Origin of the sequence: Sphingomonas sp., assembly GCF_030145815.1 — a bacterium.
Lineage (GTDB): Bacteria > Pseudomonadota > Alphaproteobacteria > Sphingomonadales > Sphingomonadaceae > Sphingomonas.
This window is the reverse complement of sequence record NZ_JAIXHL010000030.1, coordinates 1-18687: the sequence shown is the minus strand read 5'-3', so window position 1 is coordinate 18687 and position 18687 is coordinate 1. Positions and strand designations below refer to the sequence as shown.

The window sequence follows — 18687 nt, the reverse complement described above, 5'->3', positions numbered from 1 at the left end:
GGGGACGCTGGGCCGATCGGGACCGCGAACGGTGTAAACGCTCGCGCTAAGTGGCGGCATTCTGATCGCGCTATTTGTCGGCGAGCGTCGCTACGCGGCTACCGGCTTGGTCTCGGCCGATCGCACATAGGCGTAGAGTGTTGGCTTGGAGATGCCGAGCATCGAGCAAATCTTGGCGATCGGCATCGTGTTCTCGTGGTAGAGCCTGACGGCCAGGTCGCGCTTGTCCTTGCCGAGTGCGGCCGGCCGGCCACCCTTCTTGCCGCGAGCGCGGGCTGCGGTGAGACCGGCCTGGGTCCGCTCGCGGATCAGGTTGCGCTCGAACTCCGCCAATGCCCCGAACAGGTGGAAGGTAAGCTTGCCCGACGTGGTGGTCGTGTCGATCGCCTCGTGCAGGCTCAGCAGCCCGACCTTTTCCTCGTCGAGGTAGGTCATCCATCCGATCAGATCACGGAGCGAGCGGCCGAGCCTGTCGAGGCGCCAGACCACCAGTGTGTCGCCGGCGCGAAGCAGCTCCTTCACCTTTTCCAATCCAGGGCGAGCGGCAGTCGCCCCGGAGGCCTTGTCGGTGATGACCTTCTCGCAGCCGGCAGCCTTCAGCGCATCACGCTGGAGGTCCAGGTTCTGCTCGGCGGTCGATACGCGGGCGTAACCGATTTTCATGCGTAGGGCCGGTGGCGCCCCGATCGGGCGCGGTTTGGGAAGAAAGTCGTCATCGGCAGGTCTATGTTGCCCTAGTTTTCTTTACCGGGTAGATTTACGTCGAACAGGCCGGTTTGGCAACGCGAGCGGACTCGCATGGCGATGGGCAGGCAAATCTCCGTTTTCCTTACCTGCGACACGGACCGTCGGCGGTGACGCATCCGGCGCTTGTCCCGCCGCTGGCGATCGAGCGCTACCGCGTCCTTGAACCGCACCTCGCCGATGGCATCCCGCTCGCGGACCTCGCCCGCACCGGCACGCTGAGCGAGCGGACGTTGCAGCGCTGGCTCGGGCGCTACCGTGCCGAAGGACTTGCCGGTCTCGCGCGTCTGCCGCGCAACGATCGGGGCAGGCTGCACCTGCCGGAACATCTGGTCGAACTGACCCGCACTCTCGCCACCAAGCGCCCGCGACCCCCGGTCGCCGCCATTCACCGAAAGGTGCAGGAACTCGCCATCGCGCATGGACACCGAACCCCCAGCTATGCGGCCGTCGCGCGTGTCGTCAGGGCGATACCGGCAAGCCAGATCGCCGCAGCCTCCGATCCGGCCGTCTACCGCGACCAGCACGAGCTAGTGCATCGGCGCGAAGCCGCGACCTCGAACGAGATGTGGCAGGCCGATCATACCGTTCTCGACATTCTCGTGCTCGATGATGCCGGAACCCCGGTGCGTCCTTGGCTGACCGTCATCGTTGACGATCACAGCCGAGCCATCGCCGGTTACTTCCTCAGCCTCGATGCCCCCAGTGCCCTCAACACGGCGCTCGCCTTGCGGCAGGCGATCTGGCGCAAGCCCAATCCCGAATGGATCGTCAGCGGCATTCCCGAACAGCTTTACGTCGACAACGGCTCGGATTTCATCTCCGAGCATATCGAGCAGGCGTGCATCGCCCTCAAAATCCGCCTCATCCATTCGCTGCCGGGGCGTCCTCGCGGGCGCGGCAAGATCGAGCGGCTGTTCCGCACCATCAACGACATGTTCCTGCCCGACCTGCCCGGCCACCTGATCGCGGGCAAGCCGCTGTCGGCGCCAGTGCTCACGCTCGACGAGCTGCGCGCCCGCTTCGAGGCGTTCGTGTGCGGCGTCTATCATCGTCGCCCGCATGGCAGCACCGGCGAACCGCCGATCACGCGCTGGCAGAAGGGCGGGTTCCTGCCCGCAATGCCCGACAGCCTTGAACAGCTCGACATGCTGCTCGTGCACGTGCCCAAGCCCCGTAAAGTGCTGCGCGACGGCATCCGTCTGATGGGCAGGCGCTATGTCGAACCCACGCTCGCGGCCTTCGTCGGCGAGCAGGTCGAGGCGGTCTATGACCCCCGCGACCTGACCGAGATCCACGTCTACCACCAGGGCCGGTTCGTCTGCCGTGCGCTCAGCTCCGAGCACGCTGGGCACCCGTCGTTGCGCGCGATCCAGCGCGCCCGGCGCGGCGCGAAGGAGCGCGACAAGCAGGTGCCTGCCCCCACGGAGACCTTCGATGGCGACCAAGAGGATACGGCTTCCCGGCCCACCACCTACCGAGGGCTCCGGCTCTACGCCGCTGACGATTGAGTTCCTGGTCGAGCAGCCGTTCCTGGCGACCCGCGAACATGCCCGGTTCGTCGAGTTTGCCGAAGCCTGCGCGCACTACCGCTATATCGGCGTGTGTCATGGCCGGCCGGGCGTCGGAAAGACGCGATCGGCGCGCGAGTTTTCCAGCTTCCCCGACCTGGGGGAATATGCCGCGCTCCGTCCCATTGCCGCGCTCCTTGGCGAAAAGGTCGCTCGCTGCCGCGCCGTCTTCTACACCGTGTCGGTCAGCAACACGCCCAAGACGATCGACGCGGTGTTGGGCCTCAACCTCATTAAGCTGGGCTATGCCCGGCTGACGGTCGCGGGCGGCTCGCAGGACGAAATCACCCATGACGCCGCCCGCATCGCCTGCCCCCTCGTCATCGTCGACGAGGCCGACCGCCTGACCATAAAGTCGCTCGAACATCTCCGCGACATGGCCGATCGCCACGGCTTCGGGCTGATCCTGATGGGTATGCCGGGCTTGGAGAAGCGCCTCGCCCGCTATGCCCAGCTCTACTCGCGGATCGGCTTCGTCCACGAGTTCAAACCGCTTACCGAGACCGAAATGCGGCTGCTGCTCGCGACCCACGCCGGCGATTTCGGGATCAGCTTCGACCCGGCCCAACTCGACGCGATCGAAGCGCAGGCAGCCGTGATCCGCATCACGCGCGGCAACTTCCGGCTCATGGAGCGCCTGTTCGCGCAGATGCGGCGGATCATGACCCTCAACCGCGTCGAGGAGGTCACCGCTGACATCGTTCAGGCCGCGCGCGATTGCCTCGTCATCGGACCCGGCAACTGACAAATAGCGCGATCAGAACGCCGCCATTTAGCGCGAGCGTTTACAGCTGGGGTGGCGAGTTGGTGTCAGAACCGACCGAGACTGTTGAAAAATGGCTGCTTGCGATGGTGACGAGGGCGTGATTCACTCCTGCAAGGCGGCAGGGGGTCACGGACATGATGGGTCGGCAGGTGGCACAGGGCGCACTGTTCTACGGGTTCCAGCTCGACGACCATGTGCCGGCCGGCCACCTGCTCCGACGCATCGACGGGCTGCTCGACTTCGGCTTCGTGCGCGAGGCGCTGGCGGCGAGCTATAGCACGAGCGGGCGGCCCTCGATCGATCCGGAACTGATGCTCAGGATGCTGTTGATCGGCTACCTGTTCGGCATTCGCTCGGAACGCCGCCTGTGCGAGGAGGTGCACCTCAATCTCGCCTATCGTTGGTTCTGCCGGCTCGATCTGGCTGACCGGGTACCCGACCATTCGACTTTCTCCAAGAACCGGCACGGCCGCTTCCGCGCCTGCGACCTACATCGTCTGCTGTTCGAGCAGGTAGTCGCGCGGTGCGCCGCGGCCGGACTGGTAGCGGGGCGCGACTTGGCGGTGGACGGCAGCACGATCATGGCCGACGCCAGTCGCGAGAAGAGGCTGAAGGGGGCCGACGCCGCAGACGAGCTCCGTGCCGGGGAAAGCATATCGCGACCCGTCGCCGAATATCTGGCGGCGCTCGATGCCGCGTTGCCGCCAAATCCCGATGAACCTGTGTCCGTCGATCCGACCAGCATCTCGCCGACCGACCCGCAGGCGGCGCTCACCTGCAAGCACGGACCGGCGCGCTACGCATACGCCATCAACCCCCTGCTCGACCTCGACACCGACTGCATCCTCGACGTGGAGGCGACGCCTGCCCGCTTCGCAGCCGAGGTGGCGGCGACCCGGACACTGGTGTCACGCGCCGGCATCAGGCTGGGCATCGAACCCGCCAGTCTCTCGGCCGACAAGGCTTATGGTAGCGGTCCGCTGCTCGGTTGGCTGATCGACCGGAACATAACGCCATACATCCCGGTCATCGACCGGACCCGCCAGCGGGACGCCTTCTTCACCCGGGATGCCTTCCGCTACGACCGGGAAGTGGATGCCTACCGCTGTCCGGCGGACAAGCTGCTCGGCTATTGCGGCACCAACCGGACCAAGCAGGTGCGCGTCTACCGAAGCCGGCCGGCCGATTGCGCCGCCTGCGAGCTGAAGCCGCAATGCACCATCGGTCCGAAGCGGGGTGTCACCCGGCTTGTCAACGAGGAAGCCCGCGATACCGTGCGCGCCCTTGCCGGCACCGACGCCTATGTGCACGCACGTCGTCGAAGACAGCGGATCGAGCGCGTGTTCGGCCACCTGAAACGCAACCTGGGGCTACGAACGCTCAAGCTGCGGGGCCTGGTAGGAGCCGCCGAGGAGTTCACCATGGCCGCCGCGGCATACAACCTTCAGCTGCTCGCCCGGCAAGCCGCGCCGGCCTGATACGCGGCGCATCATTCGGTGTCCGGCATCGCCAGCCATCCGCCACGCCGATTTCGCGCAGGCCTTTTTCAACAGTCTCGAACGGTTGCGACACCAAATATCGTTATTGTGGTGAGTTCGACCGACAGGGCCAAGTCTCGCTCATTGCGCGCTCTGCGCCCGCCATCATGTGCTTGTCGTGGAAGTAGGTGTTGACATCCGCCCAGCGCACATAGGCGGTCCGTAACCGATGACGATTGTAACGAGGTGGATCACAGACCCTCTGCTGGGCGATCATCATGTCAACTATGCCCTGGAGGTAAGCTCCGCAGCCCGGCTCGCCTGCCCGGCAGCTCGTGAGCAGCGCCAGACCCTGCATATCGCTTGGTGTTTCGTCTTGAGCGAGCGCGCCTGTAGGCGCCAGCGCGGCTGCGGCGAACAGCGCCGTCCACCAGTTCCGTGTCATAGGTCAGCTCCGTTGCACATTCGTTTTGTCCAATGCTGCACGGAGCCCGCGTGCGAGCTTCTGAGCATCGTCGTTCGCCCAGAAGTGCATGAAGAAGAGCCGGGGCTGGTCATCCAGCATGTGATTATGGAGCGCGGTCACCTCGATGCCGCCAGCGCGTAGCGCGCGGAGCACGGGATCGACCTCGGCCGCGGTGAGCACAAAGTCGCCGGTGATCGCCGCCCGGCCGGAGCCAGTCGGCTGAAAGTTGATCGCGGTCGCGGTGCCCATGGACGCTGGCGCGGGCATGCCGCCATCGCTCAGTTTCTCCGCGCGCGGAAAGCTGAACTGATACACGCCGCCGTTGGGCTTGCCCTTGCCATCCATCAGCCGGTCGAGCGCGGCGGTGTCGAGGGCGATTGGCGGCGACGAGCCCGCGCCAGCGGACGGCGGCTGCGAGTCCCTTGATGGTGCCGTCATCGGTGTACGGCTGGCGGCGAGCGCTTCGCGGAGGGCGGTCGCGAGCTTCACGGGGTCACCATGGCCGCCGATGTGCATGTACATGGTCGCGGGCGCGGAACGGAGCAGATGGTTGTGGAGCGCGGTGATCGTGAAGCCGGATGCCAGCAAACGGCTCATGACCGGATTTACCTCCTCATGCGTCAGCACGAGGTCGCCCATGATCATTACTTGGTCGCCCATGGGGTGGAACGCCGCCCAGGAGCCGAGGGCGAGCGCCGGCTTGATTGTCACACCGTCGAGCTGAACGTTCAGATCACTGCGGGGGAAGCCATAACGGCGAACACCATCGGGCTGCGTCGTTCCGGCTCGGCCAAGGCTCTTGTCCACGAGCGCCCACCTGTCGCGGTTCGCCTCGGGCGGTGCCGCTTGCGGGTTTGTCTGGGCGGCGGCTGGCGCAGCGAGCGCGATCGCCAGCGGGAGCAACAAGTGACGCAATGCTTCTCTCCTCGATCTCAATTGGTTTGTCGGCATGGGAAGCGTTGGCGTAGCGTCATCGTCACACCCGCCAACCGGGGCAGGTTGGCTGCATGACGGTTCTCTGCCGCCCACGCCAGGAAGATACGGCTCAGCTCGTCCGCTTGAACGCCTCGCCCGCAGATTCCGGCTTCGCTGCCGCCGTTGCCGAAAGCGGAAAGCGTCTCAGCGGCACCAGCGAGATACGCCTCGCAGCGGCCGTTCGCCTTCCTGTTCGTCTCGTCGGCACACGTCCGGTAGAACTGCGCTACCGTCTCATAGCGTGGTTGGGCCGGGGCAGACGAGGCCGCTGAGCACGGCAGCATGGCGGCAGTACCTGATCCAACGGCACGCATCGCGGTCTCCTCCTCCAAGTTTTAGCTCATCCAAGTAAACGATACAAGTGTACGTTCGTTGCGTCACTATGTTACAGGTGCTTCATGCCTGATGTTTCCTCGCCTGAGCCGCGCGACTGGCTGCTGCTGATCCCACAGCTTCCGTCCAAGCCCGCCTATCTGCGCGTGCGGGTATGGCGGCGCTTGCAGGCGATGGGAGCCGCCCCGCTCAAGAATGCCGTCCACGCGCTCCCTGCTCGCGACGACACCCGCGCGCTCTTCGAGGAACTCAGAGCGGAGATCACCGCCGGGGGCGGCGAGGCGCTGATCCTGGAGGCCCGGCTGGTCGAGGGGATGGTTGACGCGGAGCTTCGCGCCTTGTTCGACGCAGCCCGCGACGCGGATTACGAGGAGTTGGCGCGCGAAGCGCGGACGATCGCCGAGGCGGAATACGTGTCGTCAGCCGACGTTCGGCGCCTGCGTAAGCGCCTGGACGAGATCGCAGGGGTCGACTTCTTCGGGGCGCACGGACGGCAGGCGGCGGACGCCGCGATGACCCAAGCGGAGGGTCGCGCCGGCCGCCACCCCGACGTGAGCGGACCGGGAGCGCCGGAGCTGACGCCCGTGGAGCTGAAAGGCCGCACTTGGGTCACACGCCGTCACGTGCATGTCGATCGCATCGCGTCGGCCTGGCTCATACGTCGGTTCATCGACCCGAGCCCCAGCTTCAAGTTCGTGGATGGCAAGGACTACCAGCCCGAGCCCGGCGAGCTTCGCTTCGACATGGCGGACGCGGAGTTCACACACGAAGGCAACCGCTGCACCTTCGAAACGCTGACATATCGGACGGGGCTCGATGGCGATCAGGCGCTCGTTGCGCTTGCCGAGATCATCCACGACCTCGACATCGCCGACGACAAGTTCGGTAGGCCGGAAACCGCCGGCATCGCTGCGCTCATCAACGGCATCTGCGCGGGCACCGACGTTGACGTTGAGCGCATCGCCCAAGGGTCAGGCGCGCTCGACGGCTTCTACGCACATTTCACCAAGCGACGCGGCGCATAAGGGGAGCAGGACATGTCAAGCATCGAACATCCTGTCCCGGCGGGCGCGGCCCTGGATGAAGCCCGGCCGCCAGAGCTAAGTTATCCCGCGCTATTCCTGCGCTTCTTGCGCTTCGGCATGATGGCGTTCGGCGGACCCGTGGCACAGATTGCAATGATCCGGCGCGAACTGGTGGACGAGGAGCGCTGGATACCCAGCGACCGGTTCAACAAGCTCCTCGCGGTCATGCAGGTGCTCCCCGGGCCCGAAGCGCATGAACTCTGCGTTCATCTCGGCATCCGCGCCAAAGGACGGCTGGGGGGCCTTCTCGCAGGACTCGGCTTTATGTTGCCGGGCCTCGTGCTCATGCTCGCGCTCGCCTGGGCGTACACGCGGCTCCCGATCCAAGGAACGCTCCTCGGAGCCGCATTCCTAGGCGTCCAAGCAGCGGTGATCGCCGTCATTGTCCGCGCGGTCCATCGCATCGGTGAGCACATCTTGCTCGACCCGTGGCTGTGGGCCGCAGCAATTGCGGCGGCGGCTACATCGCTCGCTGGCGTCAGCTTCTGGATCGTGCTTCCGGCGGCCGGCGCGGCCTACGCGCTCGGCTCCACCGGGCGCTACGCCTTGGCTACGGTCGTGGTGTCTCTCGCAGTCGGCATGGCGGCCCTCACCTGGGGGGGAGGCCCGGAAGCCACGGGAGCCGCTGCCGGCGCTCTGGGACCCGCTCCCACCACCGCCGCCCTGTTCTGGGCCGGGTTGAAGGGCGGGCTCCTCACCTTCGGCGGAGCCTACACCGCGATCCCGTTCATCCGGAACGACACGGTGGGACGGGGCTGGATGACCGACGCGCAGTTCCTCGACGGACTTGGCCTTTCGGGCATCCTGCCGGCTCCGCTCGTCATCTTCGCCACTTTCGTCGGTTGGATCAGCGGCGGGCTCGCGGGCGCGCTAGCGATGACGGCTGGCATGTTCCTTCCCGCCTTCGCCTTCTCGCTCCTGTTATACGATCGGCTGGAAGCCGTGGTCGAGCACAAGCGGTTGCAGCTCTTCCTTGCTGGGGTGGCGGCCGGCGTTGTCGGCCTGATCGTGGTGACGGTCCTCGACCTCGCCCGGACTACGGCCGCGCGCACCCCGAGCCTAGTCACCAGCGCGCTCATCTTCGCTGTCGCGCTCGGGGTCATGTACCGCTGGAAGAACAAGCTCGCCACGCCCGTCGTGCTGGCGATCGGGGCTGCGATCGGCGTGGTTGGCCTGAGCTAGTCGACAAGCCACCGCAGCCCAGAGCCTCACCATCTCTAGTCCAATCCATCAAGGGGAGCAGAGCCGATGAAGATGCCGGTCCTTCGACAAATGTCCTTTATGCTCGCTTGTGTCGGGAGCGCTTCCCTCTGTACTCCCGCTCATGCGCAGGACGACACGCAAGCATGGGGCGCAGTAATCGCTACGGGTCCAGTACGCGGTGACCTATTCCTGTGGCTTGAAACGCAGGCCCGTGCGACCGATGATGTCGGGGGAGGCAGCCAATTTATAGCAAGGCCGGCGATCGGCGCGCGGATCGCACGCGACGCTCACGCAATCGCCGGTTACGCCTACATTCGCACCGATCCTGCTAATGGCCAGACAGTCAATGAACACAGGCTCTGGCAGCAGGTCCAGTTCGCCGCTGTTCGGGGACGGGGCGGAGCTCCGCTGGTTATCAGCCGCACGCGGCTCGAACAGCGTATGATCGAGGGCCGAGAGGACACCGGATGGCGACTGCGCCAGTTCGTTCGGTTGCAGGTGCCGATTGCGCGCGAAGGGGCGGTGCAGGCGGTCGCCTTCACCGAGGGGTTCTTGAATCTGAACTCGACGATCTGGGGCGCTCGTGACGGGGTGGACCAGTGGCGCACTTTCGTCGGCATTGGTGTACCGGTCGCGCACCGGGTGCGGATAGAGCCAGGCTATCTGAACCAACGCGTGTTTCGACGGGGAGAGGATCGTACCAATCACGTGTTGAGTGCAACTCTGTTCGTCGGGCTTTAACAAAAGCACACAGGCACGGTGGTGAAGTCGGCAAGTTCGGTTCGCCGTCACAATCCAGCTGATTCCGGGTACTCTCCACGCCTATCGCTGCTCTTCCGGCTTTATCCTGATTGTACAACTCACTGCCTTGCCCGTCTTGATCGCGGCCTTCGCGCACCTTTCGATCATTTCGCGATTCGCCGTCACAATTTTATCGCCCGCGACGATCGCGCTAAACGCGGTCGAGCTGGCGCTCTGCATCATCCGCTGCCCTGCTTCCCAACGGGGAAGGTCGAGCGTCCGTGCCGCCATTCGCTCGGGCCATTGCCAGCTCGCCGGCGCGACCTCGCGCGCGACGAGGCCGGGCAGGATCGCCCATGCAAGGATGCCCGCCGCCGCGCCGCCCAGCCCGAACCATAGCTGCCGGTTCTTCTGGTCCGCCCGTGTCCATGCGGACCCGGCGACGGCGCGAAGCTCGGCCATGATGCGGGCCTTGTCCTCGCCCGCTTTGGCGAGCGCCGCCTGGTCCTCACGCCGTGCGGCGTTGCCCGCTGCGGCGATCCGCTGCGCCATCTGCTCGGGCGTCATCGCCAGCGCCGGACTCCGCGCGATCACGTCATTGATGACCGCGATCCGGTCGGCCGTGGCGTCCACGCCTTGCTGCATCCGCCCCAGCGTCTCGGTATAGTCCGGCACGTCGATATGCGCCCGCTCGGCCGCCAATCCCTCCACGGCACGGCGTAGCAACGCCAGCTCGCGGTCCTGGCCTTCTATGACGGCGCGCAACCGGTCGAACGCCTCCGCCGGATCGCCGCCTTCCTGAATATCGTCGTCCATCGTCACCTACCGGCTCATGCCACGGTCGCGGTCGCGGCCAATCGTGACCGACTGCGCCAGCTCGTTTGCGATCGACCGGCCGCGCTCCATTTTCAATTCCAGCTCGGGCGCGCGACGGTGCAAAGCAGATTCGAGCTGCGGGTCGCGTTGCAGCCCGCCCGCGATGCTCTCCATGCGCTTGCCGAGCCGCTCCGCACCCGCACGGTCGCCAGCACGCTCCATGCTGGCCCGCGCCTCCTTCAAGCCCTGCCACTGCTCCACGAACCGGCCCGCGCGTTTCTCCGGGTCGATGCGGACCTGGCGCTCCGCCTCCATCGCCTTGGCCGCGCCGCCCGTGTTCCCCTCGGCCGCGTCACGCGCGAGCCGGGGGTCGCGCTCGATCGCGCTGGCAAGGTCACGCGCGCCATGCGGCCGCACCTGGTCGAGCGCGTCGCCGGCCTTCGCCAGCGCCTGTTCCTGGTGCGCCAGCACCGGCAACCCCTTGTCCCGCATCCGGCCTATATCGGCTGCGGCGCGCCCATAGCGTTCGATCGCGCGGGCCTGCGAGGATGCCAGCGGCCGATCGGCCGCGACACGATCCGGCGACGTCGCCTTCTCGGTCGCCGGCTTCGGCCGGAATCCGTCGAACATGCCCCTGGCCTTGTTGCGGACCTTCTCCACCACCTGGCGCGCGAGTTCCGGGAACCGGATCTCGCGCCGATCGGCGAACGCGCGCGCCTGGTCCTGCTCGGGCCGGGCATAGTCACCCGCCATGTCCTTGCCCCGGTCGCGCGACAGGGCGCGGACGAGCTGGCGCTGATCGGCGAAGTCATCGCGGCCATAGTGGAGCTGCACGTCGTCGCGGTGTCGCGACATGCCGACATAGGCGCTGTGCCGGTCCATGCCGGGGGTGGCGAGGACATGAGCACGATCGACTGTTACGCCCTGCGATTTGTGGAACGTCGCCGCATAGCCATGATCGACATGGGCATAATCCTTGGTGTCGAAGGCAACGCCGCGCCCGTCATCGAGGCGCACCGCCATGCCCTCGGGCGATACCCGCTCGATCGTCGCAAGCGTGCCGTTCTTGACCCCCATGCCGCGCTCGTTGCGCAGGAACATGATGCGGTCGCCGGTCGCGAACTGCCGCTCGCCGCGCTCGGCCTTCACTGTCACGTCGTCGCCAAGGTCGCCGGATGCGCGCAACCGGTCGCGCGCCTCGCCATTGAGGCTCTGCACCTCGGCATTGGTGTGGGTGAGGATGATCCGGCTTTTGCCCGGCTCGGCCTGACGCGCCCGATCCCAGCCGTCGACCAACTCGCCCCGCGCCGCCTCGCGCGTGTCGGCCGCGTGGACCATGCCGTTGCCGCCATAGGCATGGATCGCCTCGCCGGTGCGCCCGGTCGCCAACGCGCGGGTCGCATCACGCTGCCAGTCCTCGCGCTGCCGGCGTATCTCGGTGATCTCGGCCGCGCCGTGGCGCTCGGTGACGCTGCGGAACGCCGCGCCCGCCTCGATCGCCTGCAACTGCTCGGGGTCGCCGACCATTACGACCTTGGCCCCGGCATCGCGTGCCTGGGACAGCACCCGCTCCATCTGACGCGAGCCGATCATACCGGCCTCGTCCACCACCAGCACGTCCTTGGGACCTAGCTGCTCACGCCCCCGCCCCCATGCGTGTTCAAGGCTGGCGATGGTGCGGGACTGGATGCCGGACCCACCCTCAAGATTCTCGGCCGCGATGCCCGACAAGGCCGCGCCGCGCACCGTGTAGCCCTGCCCCTCCCAAGCCTCGCGCGCGACGCCAAGCATCGCAGATTTACCGCTGCCGGCATAGCCGACGACGGACGCCAGCCCCACGTCGCCGGTAACATGATCGAAGGCGTCACGCTGCTCGGCCGACAGGACAAGACCACGCCCCTCGGCCGCGCTGATCGCGGCGTCACGCTGCCGGTCGCCGACGCCATGCCCGATACGGCCTGCCAGCTCGTCGCCGGCACGCTCAAGCCGATTCTCCACCGCGATCATATCGCGGGAAGTAAACCGCTCCTGGTCGCGACCGTCCTTCCCCAACGCGACCAGCTCGGGGCTGGCGCGCACCGCCCCCATCACCTGGTCGAACTGCTCCTTGCCGTCGCTGTGTCGGAACGCGAACGTCGCAAGGTCGCGGGTGGTGAACGTGGCCTGCTGCCGCATGATCGCGTCCAGCGCGACATTGGGGTTGGCGATGATCTTCTCGCCGTTCTCGCGGGCGATGCGCGTGTGATCCTCGATCCGCTCCGCCTCAAGTCCCTGCTCCGGCCGGCGCGATGCTGCGGGTCCGATCTTGTGTTGCGGCTCCAGCCCGATCCCCTGCGCCTCATAGGAGCGATGATCGATCCGGCCCTCAAGCCCCAGCTCGGCCATGCGCTCGTTGACATGCGCGCTCCACGCCTCGCGCCAGTCCTTCAGCAGCTCGGTGCTGTTCCAATCCCGGTTCTTCTTCCCGAACCCCTCCGGACCGACTTCGCGCATCGTCATCATTACATGCGCGTGCGGCTTGGGCGTGTCGTCCTTCGCCTTGTCCCAATGCACGTTCAGGTCCGCGACCATCCCGCGATCGACAAACTGCTTCTTCACGAAATCGCGGGCGAGCTGGACGCCCTGCTTCTCGTTCATCTCGCGCGGAATCGAGAACTCCACCTCGCGGGCAAGCTGCGCGTCCTTGCGCTTCTCGCCTGCCTCCACCTCGTTCCACAAGGTTGTGCGGTCGTTTAAACGCTCCGGTGCGCCCTCTGGCAACATCACCTCGGAGTGGATCACGCCCGCCTTGTTGCTGAAATCGTGATCGCGGTTCAGCCGATCATCGTGCAGCTCGGACGCGGAACGATAGGCGGCGCTCGCAACCGCACTCGATCCGTTCGCGCGGCTCACAACCTTGGCGGAGAAGTGGTAGATCGCCATGACGCTCCGCACACTGCCCTACTTAGCGCACGTCGGCAACGACGTATAAGCGCGCACTCACAATCCGCTACGCTCCTCGTGACTGACTCGCTGGCGCTTTCCGATCGTTCTGGCTTTACCCTCATACCGGGTGCGCTAAGGTGCTGTCGTTCAAGGCGCGGAAGCGACACGATGCCGACACTGGGTACACTGACTGCAACCGGCGTGATCTACGCTATGGCGGCGCTCGCTGAAATCGCGGGCTGCTTCGCTTTCTGGGCGTGGATAAAGCTCGGGCGGTCGGCATGGTGGATCGCGCCGGGCATGATCGCGCTGGCGCTGTTCGCGTTCCTGCTCACCCGTGTCGATGCCGATGCTGCGGGGCGGGCCTACGCTGCCTATGGCGGCGTCTATATCGTCGCGTCGCTGCTATGGCTGTGGCTGGTCGAGAACCGCGCGCCTGATCGGTGGGATATGATCGGTGCGACCATGTGCATCGTCGGCGCCGGCGTGATCCTGCTCGCGCCACGATCTGCTTCATGATGGAGGAATAGATGCGGAAGGTTCGCGATTACGATGCCGAGCTGAAGGCGCTGAACGACAAGGCCCGGACGCTCAAGGCGAAGCGGGTCGAACAGCTCGGGCAACTGGTCGCCGCTACGGGTGCGGATGCGCTCGATGCGGAAACCCTCGCCGGGGTGCTGCTCGATGCGATCGGATCGAAGGATGCGGGCGCGAAGGAGGCATGGCGTGTGAAGGGCGCTGCCTTCTTTCAGCGGCGCGGGCGCAAACCTGTCCCGAGCGAAGTCGAGGGGGGTAGCGGCACTGCTGCAATCGACGGATCGGGCGCTGCGACTGAACCGGGCGGCGACGCTGCGCGCGGAAGCGGCGGAACGTCGTAGCGATACGCGGGGCTGGGTCATGCAACGCCGCGAACGCACCCGTCACCTGATCGAGCTGGGCGGCCTCGTCCAGAAAGCCGGCCTGGTCGAGCTGACCGACGACGATCGCGCCACGCTCTACGGCGCGCTGCTCGACCTAGCGGGACGCGCGCGCGGCGATGATGCCGGCGACGCGCTGGCGCTCTGGAAGCGGCGCGGCAAGCGAGCGTTTGATGCGGACGCGGAAACGATGGAAGCGAGCTGATGGCGGATTTCGATATCGAGGCGGTGCGGGCGGAAGTCCGGGCGATGGATTTCGTGCGCGGTACGCCCGTGGAAGTCGCCATGTGGCGCGAGGATATGGCGGAGTCGCGCGCCAACCTCGTCATCGAGGACATGATCCCGACGCCCAACGATGATGCGTTTTTCGATATGCTGCTAGACGAAGGGGTGTCCCCTCCCCTCGTCTCGCAAATCCTGCTCCGGCTGCTCGATCATCCCGACGCCGATCGCTCGTTGCCGATCACGCCCATGATGGCGGCGGAAAGCCGCTAGGATGGGCATCGCGCGCGCTACCCGTAACCTTGCCCGCACTGCCCGCGCCAATCCGATGTGGGCGCTGCTCGGCATCCTGCTCGCCCCCTTCCGGTTCGCCCGTCACATCATCGGCATGGGCATGTTCGCGATCGTGCTGTTCCTCGGGCTGTTCGCCCTGCTGCTGCTATCGATCTGGTTTTTCGAGCTGGATAAGAACGGCGTGGTCCCCCAGCTCGGCTTTATCGGGATCGGCGGTGCCGTGGTGCTGGTCACGGCCTGGATGTTCGTTCTGCCCCTGCTCCGCCGGTTCGACTATGACGATCGCGCCGACACGCACGGCTCGGCCCGCTTCGCCAGCGCCGGCGAAGCCCAGGCCCTCAACGACGATCACGGCCTGCTGATCGGCCGCGACGTGAAGACCGGCAAGCCGCTGCGCTATGCCGGCCCCGCGCATCTGCTGACGATCGCGCCGGCCCGCACCGGCAAGGGCGTCGGCACCATCATCCCCAATCTGCTGGAATATCCGTTCGCGGTCGTCTGCATCGACCCCAAGGGCGAGAACGCCCGGATCGCCGCGCGCCAGCGCGGCAAGTTCGGCGCGGTCCATGTCCTCGATCCGTTCGGCGTCACCGGCCTGGCCTCGGCGGCGTTCAATCCGCTCGATCGTATCGACCCCAACGGCCTCGATCTCGCCGACGACTGCATGACGCTCGCCGACGCGCTGGTCCACGACGCGCCCGGCGAAGCCGGCGACGCGCATTGGAACGAGGAAGCCAAGGCGCTGATCGCCGGTATCCTGCTCCACATCATCACCACCGAACCGCCCGCCACTCGCACCCTGGACACGCTCCGCGACCGGCTGACGCTCGCTCCGGCCGCATTGGCGGCGCAGCTCGCGGCGATGCAGGCGCAAGGTGGCCTGGCCGCGCGCGCCGCCAACCGTCAGCTCGGCAAATCCGACCGCGAAGCTGCCGGCGTGCTGTCGGCCGCGCAGCGCCATACCCACTTCCTCGACTCCCCACGCATGGCGACGGTGCTGGGCGGCTCGGATTTCACGTTCGCCGGGTTGAAGGATGCGCCGGCGACGGTGTTCCTCGTGCTGCCGCCCGATCGGCTCGCCAGCTATGCGCGCTGGCTGCGGCTGATGGTGGCGCAAGCCCTGACCGAGCTGGCGCGCGCGCCGGGTCGTCCACCCTGGCCGGTGCTGTTCCTGCTCGATGAGTTCGCGGCGCTCGGCCGTCTCGAACCGGTCGAACGCGCGATGGGGCTGATGGCGGGCTATGGCGTCCAGCTCTGGCCGATCCTGCAGGACGTCCACCAGCTCCGCGCCCTCTACGGGCAACGCGCCGGCACCTTCCTGTCGAACGCGGGCGTCCTCCAGGTGTTCGGGGTCAACGATCAGGACAGCGCCAAGCTGGTCTCCGATCTGGCCGGGGAGGAAACCGTCGTGTTCGAGACGATGAGCCGCGCGATCGACGCGGAAGAAAGCGGCCTCTCGTTTGGTCAGCAGCATGTCGGCCGCGCGCTGCTCACCCCCGATGAAGTCCGCACACTGCGCCCCGACCGCCAGCTCCTGTTTCTCGCCGGGCAGCGCCCGATCATCGCGGCCAAGCTGCGCTACTATGCCGATCGCGAGTTCGCCGGGCGGTTCGATCCGGCATGATCGATCGCGGCTAAGTCGCTGGGCTGCAAACTAACGGGTCGATTTAAGCCCCGCTGGTGAGCTTGGGCGCAACCAGCGCGGGACAACATGTCGAAAGCCCCTTCCCTGCCCTCACCGCGCTCCTGACGGTCGCTACGGCACGTTCCGGTCGCGACCTCGCCCACTTTCTTCCCGCCAAGCCTGCGGCCGGTAGGCCGCCCGGTGACGCCGAAGGCGGCACGAAACGAACTACGCATTGGCCGTTAGGCCAATTCCGCATTGTATATTTCTAACTCTGGCTGGATTCATTCTGCCTCTCTGAATCACGTTCCTGGTCCATGATTGCTCGCCCGATCCGGGCAAGGATCGCGGCTAGGCCGGGATCGTCGATGAGCTGGCCCGGCTGCTCATCGAGCGGTAGCCTGGCAATCATCACCCTGCCCTCCTCGGCCGCTGCCTGCCGCCGATCGCTGTCGTCTTCTGGCGGTGGAGGCGTCATGCCACGCTCGACCTGCGGCGGGAGCATCAAGCGGTAGGCGTTCGAGGTCTGTTTGACCTGGGGGCCGCGCATTCCTGCGTTGCCGGTCGGCACATAGCGACGCAACCAGTCGAGGAAGCCATGCGCCTTGAGCCGCTTGAGCGCATCCACCACGGCCGCGATCGAGCGGCCGATGCGAAGCGCCAGCGTCGCGATGGCCGGATCGAGTCGGCCTGTCTTGTAGTCGATCAGGCGAAGCAACTCGCGCAACACCTCAAGCCCGACATGGCCGATCGCGCCATTCTCGCGGTTGTTGCGCTCGCGCCGGTGGGCAAGCCGTTTCAACCGGTCATATTTCTCGGCCGCCTGCATGAAGCGAGCGACGTTCTTGGGACTGAACGGTTGCCAGAACCGCCCTTCCCGGCCCTCCTCGGTGCGGCTGTAGCGGTGGACCCGCTGGCCGGTCTGACGGCCGGGCCGCCTACCCTTCGCCCCTCCAAGGGCCTCGAACACAGTTTGCATGGAACCTCCCGTCGTTCGGTCGGCCCGGCTGCTGGCGGCAATCCTTCATGGACAAAGCTCTCCCGTTCTCGAAAACAGCGTTTTCGAGTTGACTTCGCGTCCGATCTGCGGGAGGCTGTTCCTGCTACAGAACGCGGGCCTCCGCCCATCAGACTTTCCGAGAGCCCGGCCGCCAAGCCGGGCTTTCGTCGTTTTGGCCCTAGCGGTGCCACCCGCTACGATCGCCACGGCGAATCGGCGAACGTGTCCGCCGACACCAAAGCCTGTCAGATTCCTATGTCTTTGGGAAGTGCGCTCTATAATGCTGGCGCAATAGGTCAGGTGTTCACGTGTTCACACATTCACACGTGAACCTGTTCACTTCTCGATGGGCTGATTGTATTTCTGGAGAATGTCGAGGACGGCCTCGGTCAACATCGCCTCGATCGTGCTGTCTTCCTTGACGGCGAGGATCGCGAACGCTCGGGCAACCGCCGGATCGAAACGACCGGCGATCGACTTCTTGCCGATGCGATTGCGCTGGCGACGTGGCGCTTCGATCGGCAGCATCGGTTCTTCAACCTCTGCGGGCGTGCCGGTCGATTTCCTGGCGTTCGTCGATCTTGCCACCCCCAAAGCTCCTAATCTTGTGTTCACACGTTCACATATTCACACGTGGACAGTTATCGCTCGCCAAACGGATGCTTGCCGTGCTGGCGCATGAGCAGGTCGATGGCTTCGCCAAGGAGCGCCTGCAACGTCGTTCCCTGCTCGGCCGCCAGCATGTTCAGACCGCGACTGACCTCGGGGCTGAAATAGGCGCTCACGGCCTTCTTGCCCTGCCGGGTCTGCGCGCGGGTGGCGGGCGTCGCCGTCGCCTGGTCGGGGCTGTCGCCGATCGCGCCAGCCTTCTCCACCCGCTGCTGCTTCATCGCGCCAAATTTGCTCATGCCGCGCCCCGCTTCTTGTTCATCCGTGAACGTGTGGACACGTTCACCTGTCCACTTGTCCACGCCCATAGCGCGGCGACCTCCTCGGCCGCTTTACCTTCGGGTTCCAGCTCGATCGCGGTTTTCCCCTGCGCCGTGCTGTGATGATAGATCGCCCGCTGGGTGAGCATGACGGGCGCAACGTCTACGCCCATGCCGGCGACGCCATCGCTGCCCTCGATCAGCTCGCGGGCATCCCGGTAGGTTGTCGGCGCGCGCTGGGGGCCGCCCATGAACAGCACGAACGCGGGCTTGCCGCTCGCCTGCACAAGCTCGGCCGTCATCTCGACGGCTTTGAGGTCGAAGGCTTGCGGACGACACGGAATCAACACCAGGTCTGCGACCTTGCAGGCCTCCCGCGCCATGATGTCGGCATGGGGCGGGGTGTCGATCACCACCAAGTCGGCCCCGAGTTCGGCCGCTTGTTGGAGCTTGCGGGGCAAAAGGGGAGGGGAGGCGCAATCGACCACCTCAAGGTCCGACGATCCGCGCCACTCGCTCCAGTGGCTTGCCGTCGCCTGCGGGTCGGTATCGAGAATCAACACGGCAAGCCCCGCGCCCGCCCCGGCCGCGGCTAGGT

Annotated in this window: 21 protein-coding genes; 11 read left to right on the top strand and 10 right to left on the bottom strand. The window is 66.2% G+C overall.

All coding sequences use genetic code 11. From position 1 onward, the window contains the following. Positions 1–90: 90 nt before the first annotated feature. Complete coding sequence (locus KYX69_RS19975) at positions 91–663, bottom strand: recombinase family protein (protein WP_007407197.1); 573 nt, start codon at positions 661–663, stop codon at positions 91–93. Positions 664–854: 191 nt separating this feature from the next. Here KYX69_RS19975 and KYX69_RS19970 point away from each other — a divergent pair, with 191 nt between their 5' ends. From KYX69_RS19970 to KYX69_RS19960, 3 genes are all read left to right on the top strand, one after another. After that, positions 855–2255 carry a Mu transposase C-terminal domain-containing protein gene (locus tag KYX69_RS19970; protein WP_004212864.1) on the top strand — a complete coding sequence of 467 codons (1401 nt, stop codon included), beginning with the start codon at positions 855–857 and terminating at the stop codon, positions 2253–2255. After that, positions 2182–3060, top strand: coding sequence for an AAA family ATPase (locus KYX69_RS19965; RefSeq protein ID WP_009824028.1), 879 nt, complete (start codon positions 2182–2184; stop codon positions 3058–3060). Before KYX69_RS19970 ends, KYX69_RS19965 begins: the two co-directional genes overlap by 74 nt. Before the next feature lie 155 nt (positions 3061–3215). Continuing rightward, the gene (locus tag KYX69_RS19960) at positions 3216–4559 is read left to right on the top strand and encodes an IS1182 family transposase (RefSeq protein ID WP_137788478.1); all 1344 of its coding nucleotides are present in this window, start codon (positions 3216–3218) and stop codon (positions 4557–4559) included. Positions 4560–4662: 103 nt separating this feature from the next. Here KYX69_RS19960 and KYX69_RS19955 read toward each other — a convergent pair whose 3' ends face one another. From KYX69_RS19955 to KYX69_RS19945, 3 genes are read right to left on the bottom strand one after another with little or no spacing between them, the layout of a single operon-like run. Further along, positions 4663–5004 carry a Rap1a/Tai family immunity protein gene (locus KYX69_RS19955; RefSeq protein WP_088183015.1) on the bottom strand — a complete coding sequence of 114 codons (342 nt, stop codon included), beginning with the start codon at positions 5002–5004 and terminating at the stop codon, positions 4663–4665. Between the two features lie 3 nt (positions 5005–5007). After that, positions 5008–5928 carry a DUF1259 domain-containing protein gene (locus KYX69_RS19950; protein ID WP_300500734.1) on the bottom strand — a complete coding sequence of 307 codons (921 nt, stop codon included), beginning with the start codon at positions 5926–5928 and terminating at the stop codon, positions 5008–5010. 29 nt (positions 5929–5957) lie between these two features. Continuing rightward, complete coding sequence (locus tag KYX69_RS19945; RefSeq protein WP_144036355.1) at positions 5958–6314, bottom strand: Rap1a/Tai family immunity protein; 357 nt, start codon at positions 6312–6314, stop codon at positions 5958–5960. Positions 6315–6398: 84 nt separating this feature from the next. Here KYX69_RS19945 and KYX69_RS19940 point away from each other — a divergent pair, with 84 nt between their 5' ends. From KYX69_RS19940 to KYX69_RS19930, 3 genes are all read left to right on the top strand, one after another. After that, a complete protein-coding gene (locus tag KYX69_RS19940; RefSeq protein ID WP_242122069.1) occupies positions 6399–7358 on the top strand; it encodes a chromate resistance protein ChrB domain-containing protein in 960 nt (319 codons plus the stop codon). Between the two features lie 12 nt (positions 7359–7370). Then, positions 7371–8600: a chromate efflux transporter gene (gene chrA, locus KYX69_RS19935; RefSeq protein WP_083956697.1), complete on the top strand. Its 1230-nt coding sequence runs from the start codon at positions 7371–7373 to the stop codon at positions 8598–8600. Between the two features lie 66 nt (positions 8601–8666). Next, complete coding sequence (locus KYX69_RS19930) at positions 8667–9362, top strand: DUF2490 domain-containing protein (RefSeq protein WP_083956696.1); 696 nt, start codon at positions 8667–8669, stop codon at positions 9360–9362. Between the two features lie 81 nt (positions 9363–9443). Here KYX69_RS19930 and KYX69_RS19925 read toward each other — a convergent pair whose 3' ends face one another. Next, a complete protein-coding gene (locus KYX69_RS19925) occupies positions 9444–10178 on the bottom strand; it encodes a DUF6118 family protein (RefSeq protein ID WP_300500761.1) in 735 nt (244 codons plus the stop codon). A gap of 6 nt (positions 10179–10184) precedes the next feature. Continuing rightward, entirely contained in the window at positions 10185–13100 is a 2916-nt protein-coding gene (traA, locus tag KYX69_RS19920) for a Ti-type conjugative transfer relaxase TraA (protein WP_066707242.1), read from the bottom strand. Positions 13101–13271: 171 nt separating this feature from the next. Here traA and KYX69_RS19915 point away from each other — a divergent pair, with 171 nt between their 5' ends. Genes KYX69_RS19915 through KYX69_RS19895 form a run of 5 tightly spaced genes read left to right on the top strand, consistent with a single transcriptional unit; the run spans position 13272 to position 16160 of the window. After that, positions 13272–13622, top strand: coding sequence for a YnfA family protein (locus KYX69_RS19915; RefSeq protein ID WP_054434199.1), 351 nt, complete (start codon positions 13272–13274; stop codon positions 13620–13622). 11 nt (positions 13623–13633) lie between these two features. Next, a complete protein-coding gene (locus KYX69_RS19910) occupies positions 13634–13981 on the top strand; it encodes a conjugal transfer protein TraD (protein WP_054434201.1) in 348 nt (115 codons plus the stop codon). A gap of 19 nt (positions 13982–14000) precedes the next feature. Further along, complete coding sequence (locus KYX69_RS19905) at positions 14001–14225, top strand: conjugal transfer protein TraD (protein ID WP_054434204.1); 225 nt, start codon at positions 14001–14003, stop codon at positions 14223–14225. Then, positions 14225–14515, top strand: coding sequence for a hypothetical protein (locus KYX69_RS19900; protein ID WP_185210358.1), 291 nt, complete (start codon positions 14225–14227; stop codon positions 14513–14515). The genes KYX69_RS19905 and KYX69_RS19900 overlap by 1 nt, the downstream gene beginning before the upstream one ends. Position 14516: 1 nt before the next feature. Next, a complete protein-coding gene (locus KYX69_RS19895; RefSeq protein WP_054435620.1) occupies positions 14517–16160 on the top strand; it encodes a type IV secretory system conjugative DNA transfer family protein in 1644 nt (547 codons plus the stop codon). Between the two features lie 268 nt (positions 16161–16428). Here KYX69_RS19895 and KYX69_RS19890 read toward each other — a convergent pair whose 3' ends face one another. The 4 genes from KYX69_RS19890 to KYX69_RS19875 form a co-directional block, all read right to left on the bottom strand. Next, a complete protein-coding gene (locus KYX69_RS19890) occupies positions 16429–16989 on the bottom strand; it encodes a hypothetical protein (RefSeq protein ID WP_054435635.1) in 561 nt (186 codons plus the stop codon). 507 nt (positions 16990–17496) lie between these two features. Beyond that, the gene (locus tag KYX69_RS19885; protein WP_231635604.1) at positions 17497–17748 is read right to left on the bottom strand and encodes a ribbon-helix-helix domain-containing protein; all 252 of its coding nucleotides are present in this window, start codon (positions 17746–17748) and stop codon (positions 17497–17499) included. A gap of 53 nt (positions 17749–17801) precedes the next feature. Continuing rightward, positions 17802–18068 carry a ribbon-helix-helix domain-containing protein gene (locus KYX69_RS19880; protein ID WP_054435622.1) on the bottom strand — a complete coding sequence of 89 codons (267 nt, stop codon included), beginning with the start codon at positions 18066–18068 and terminating at the stop codon, positions 17802–17804. Next, positions 18065–18687, bottom strand: a 623-nt coding sequence (locus KYX69_RS19875; RefSeq protein WP_300500712.1) for a ParA family protein, incomplete at its 5' end; no start/stop codon positions are given. The genes KYX69_RS19875 and KYX69_RS19880, both read right to left, overlap by 4 nt.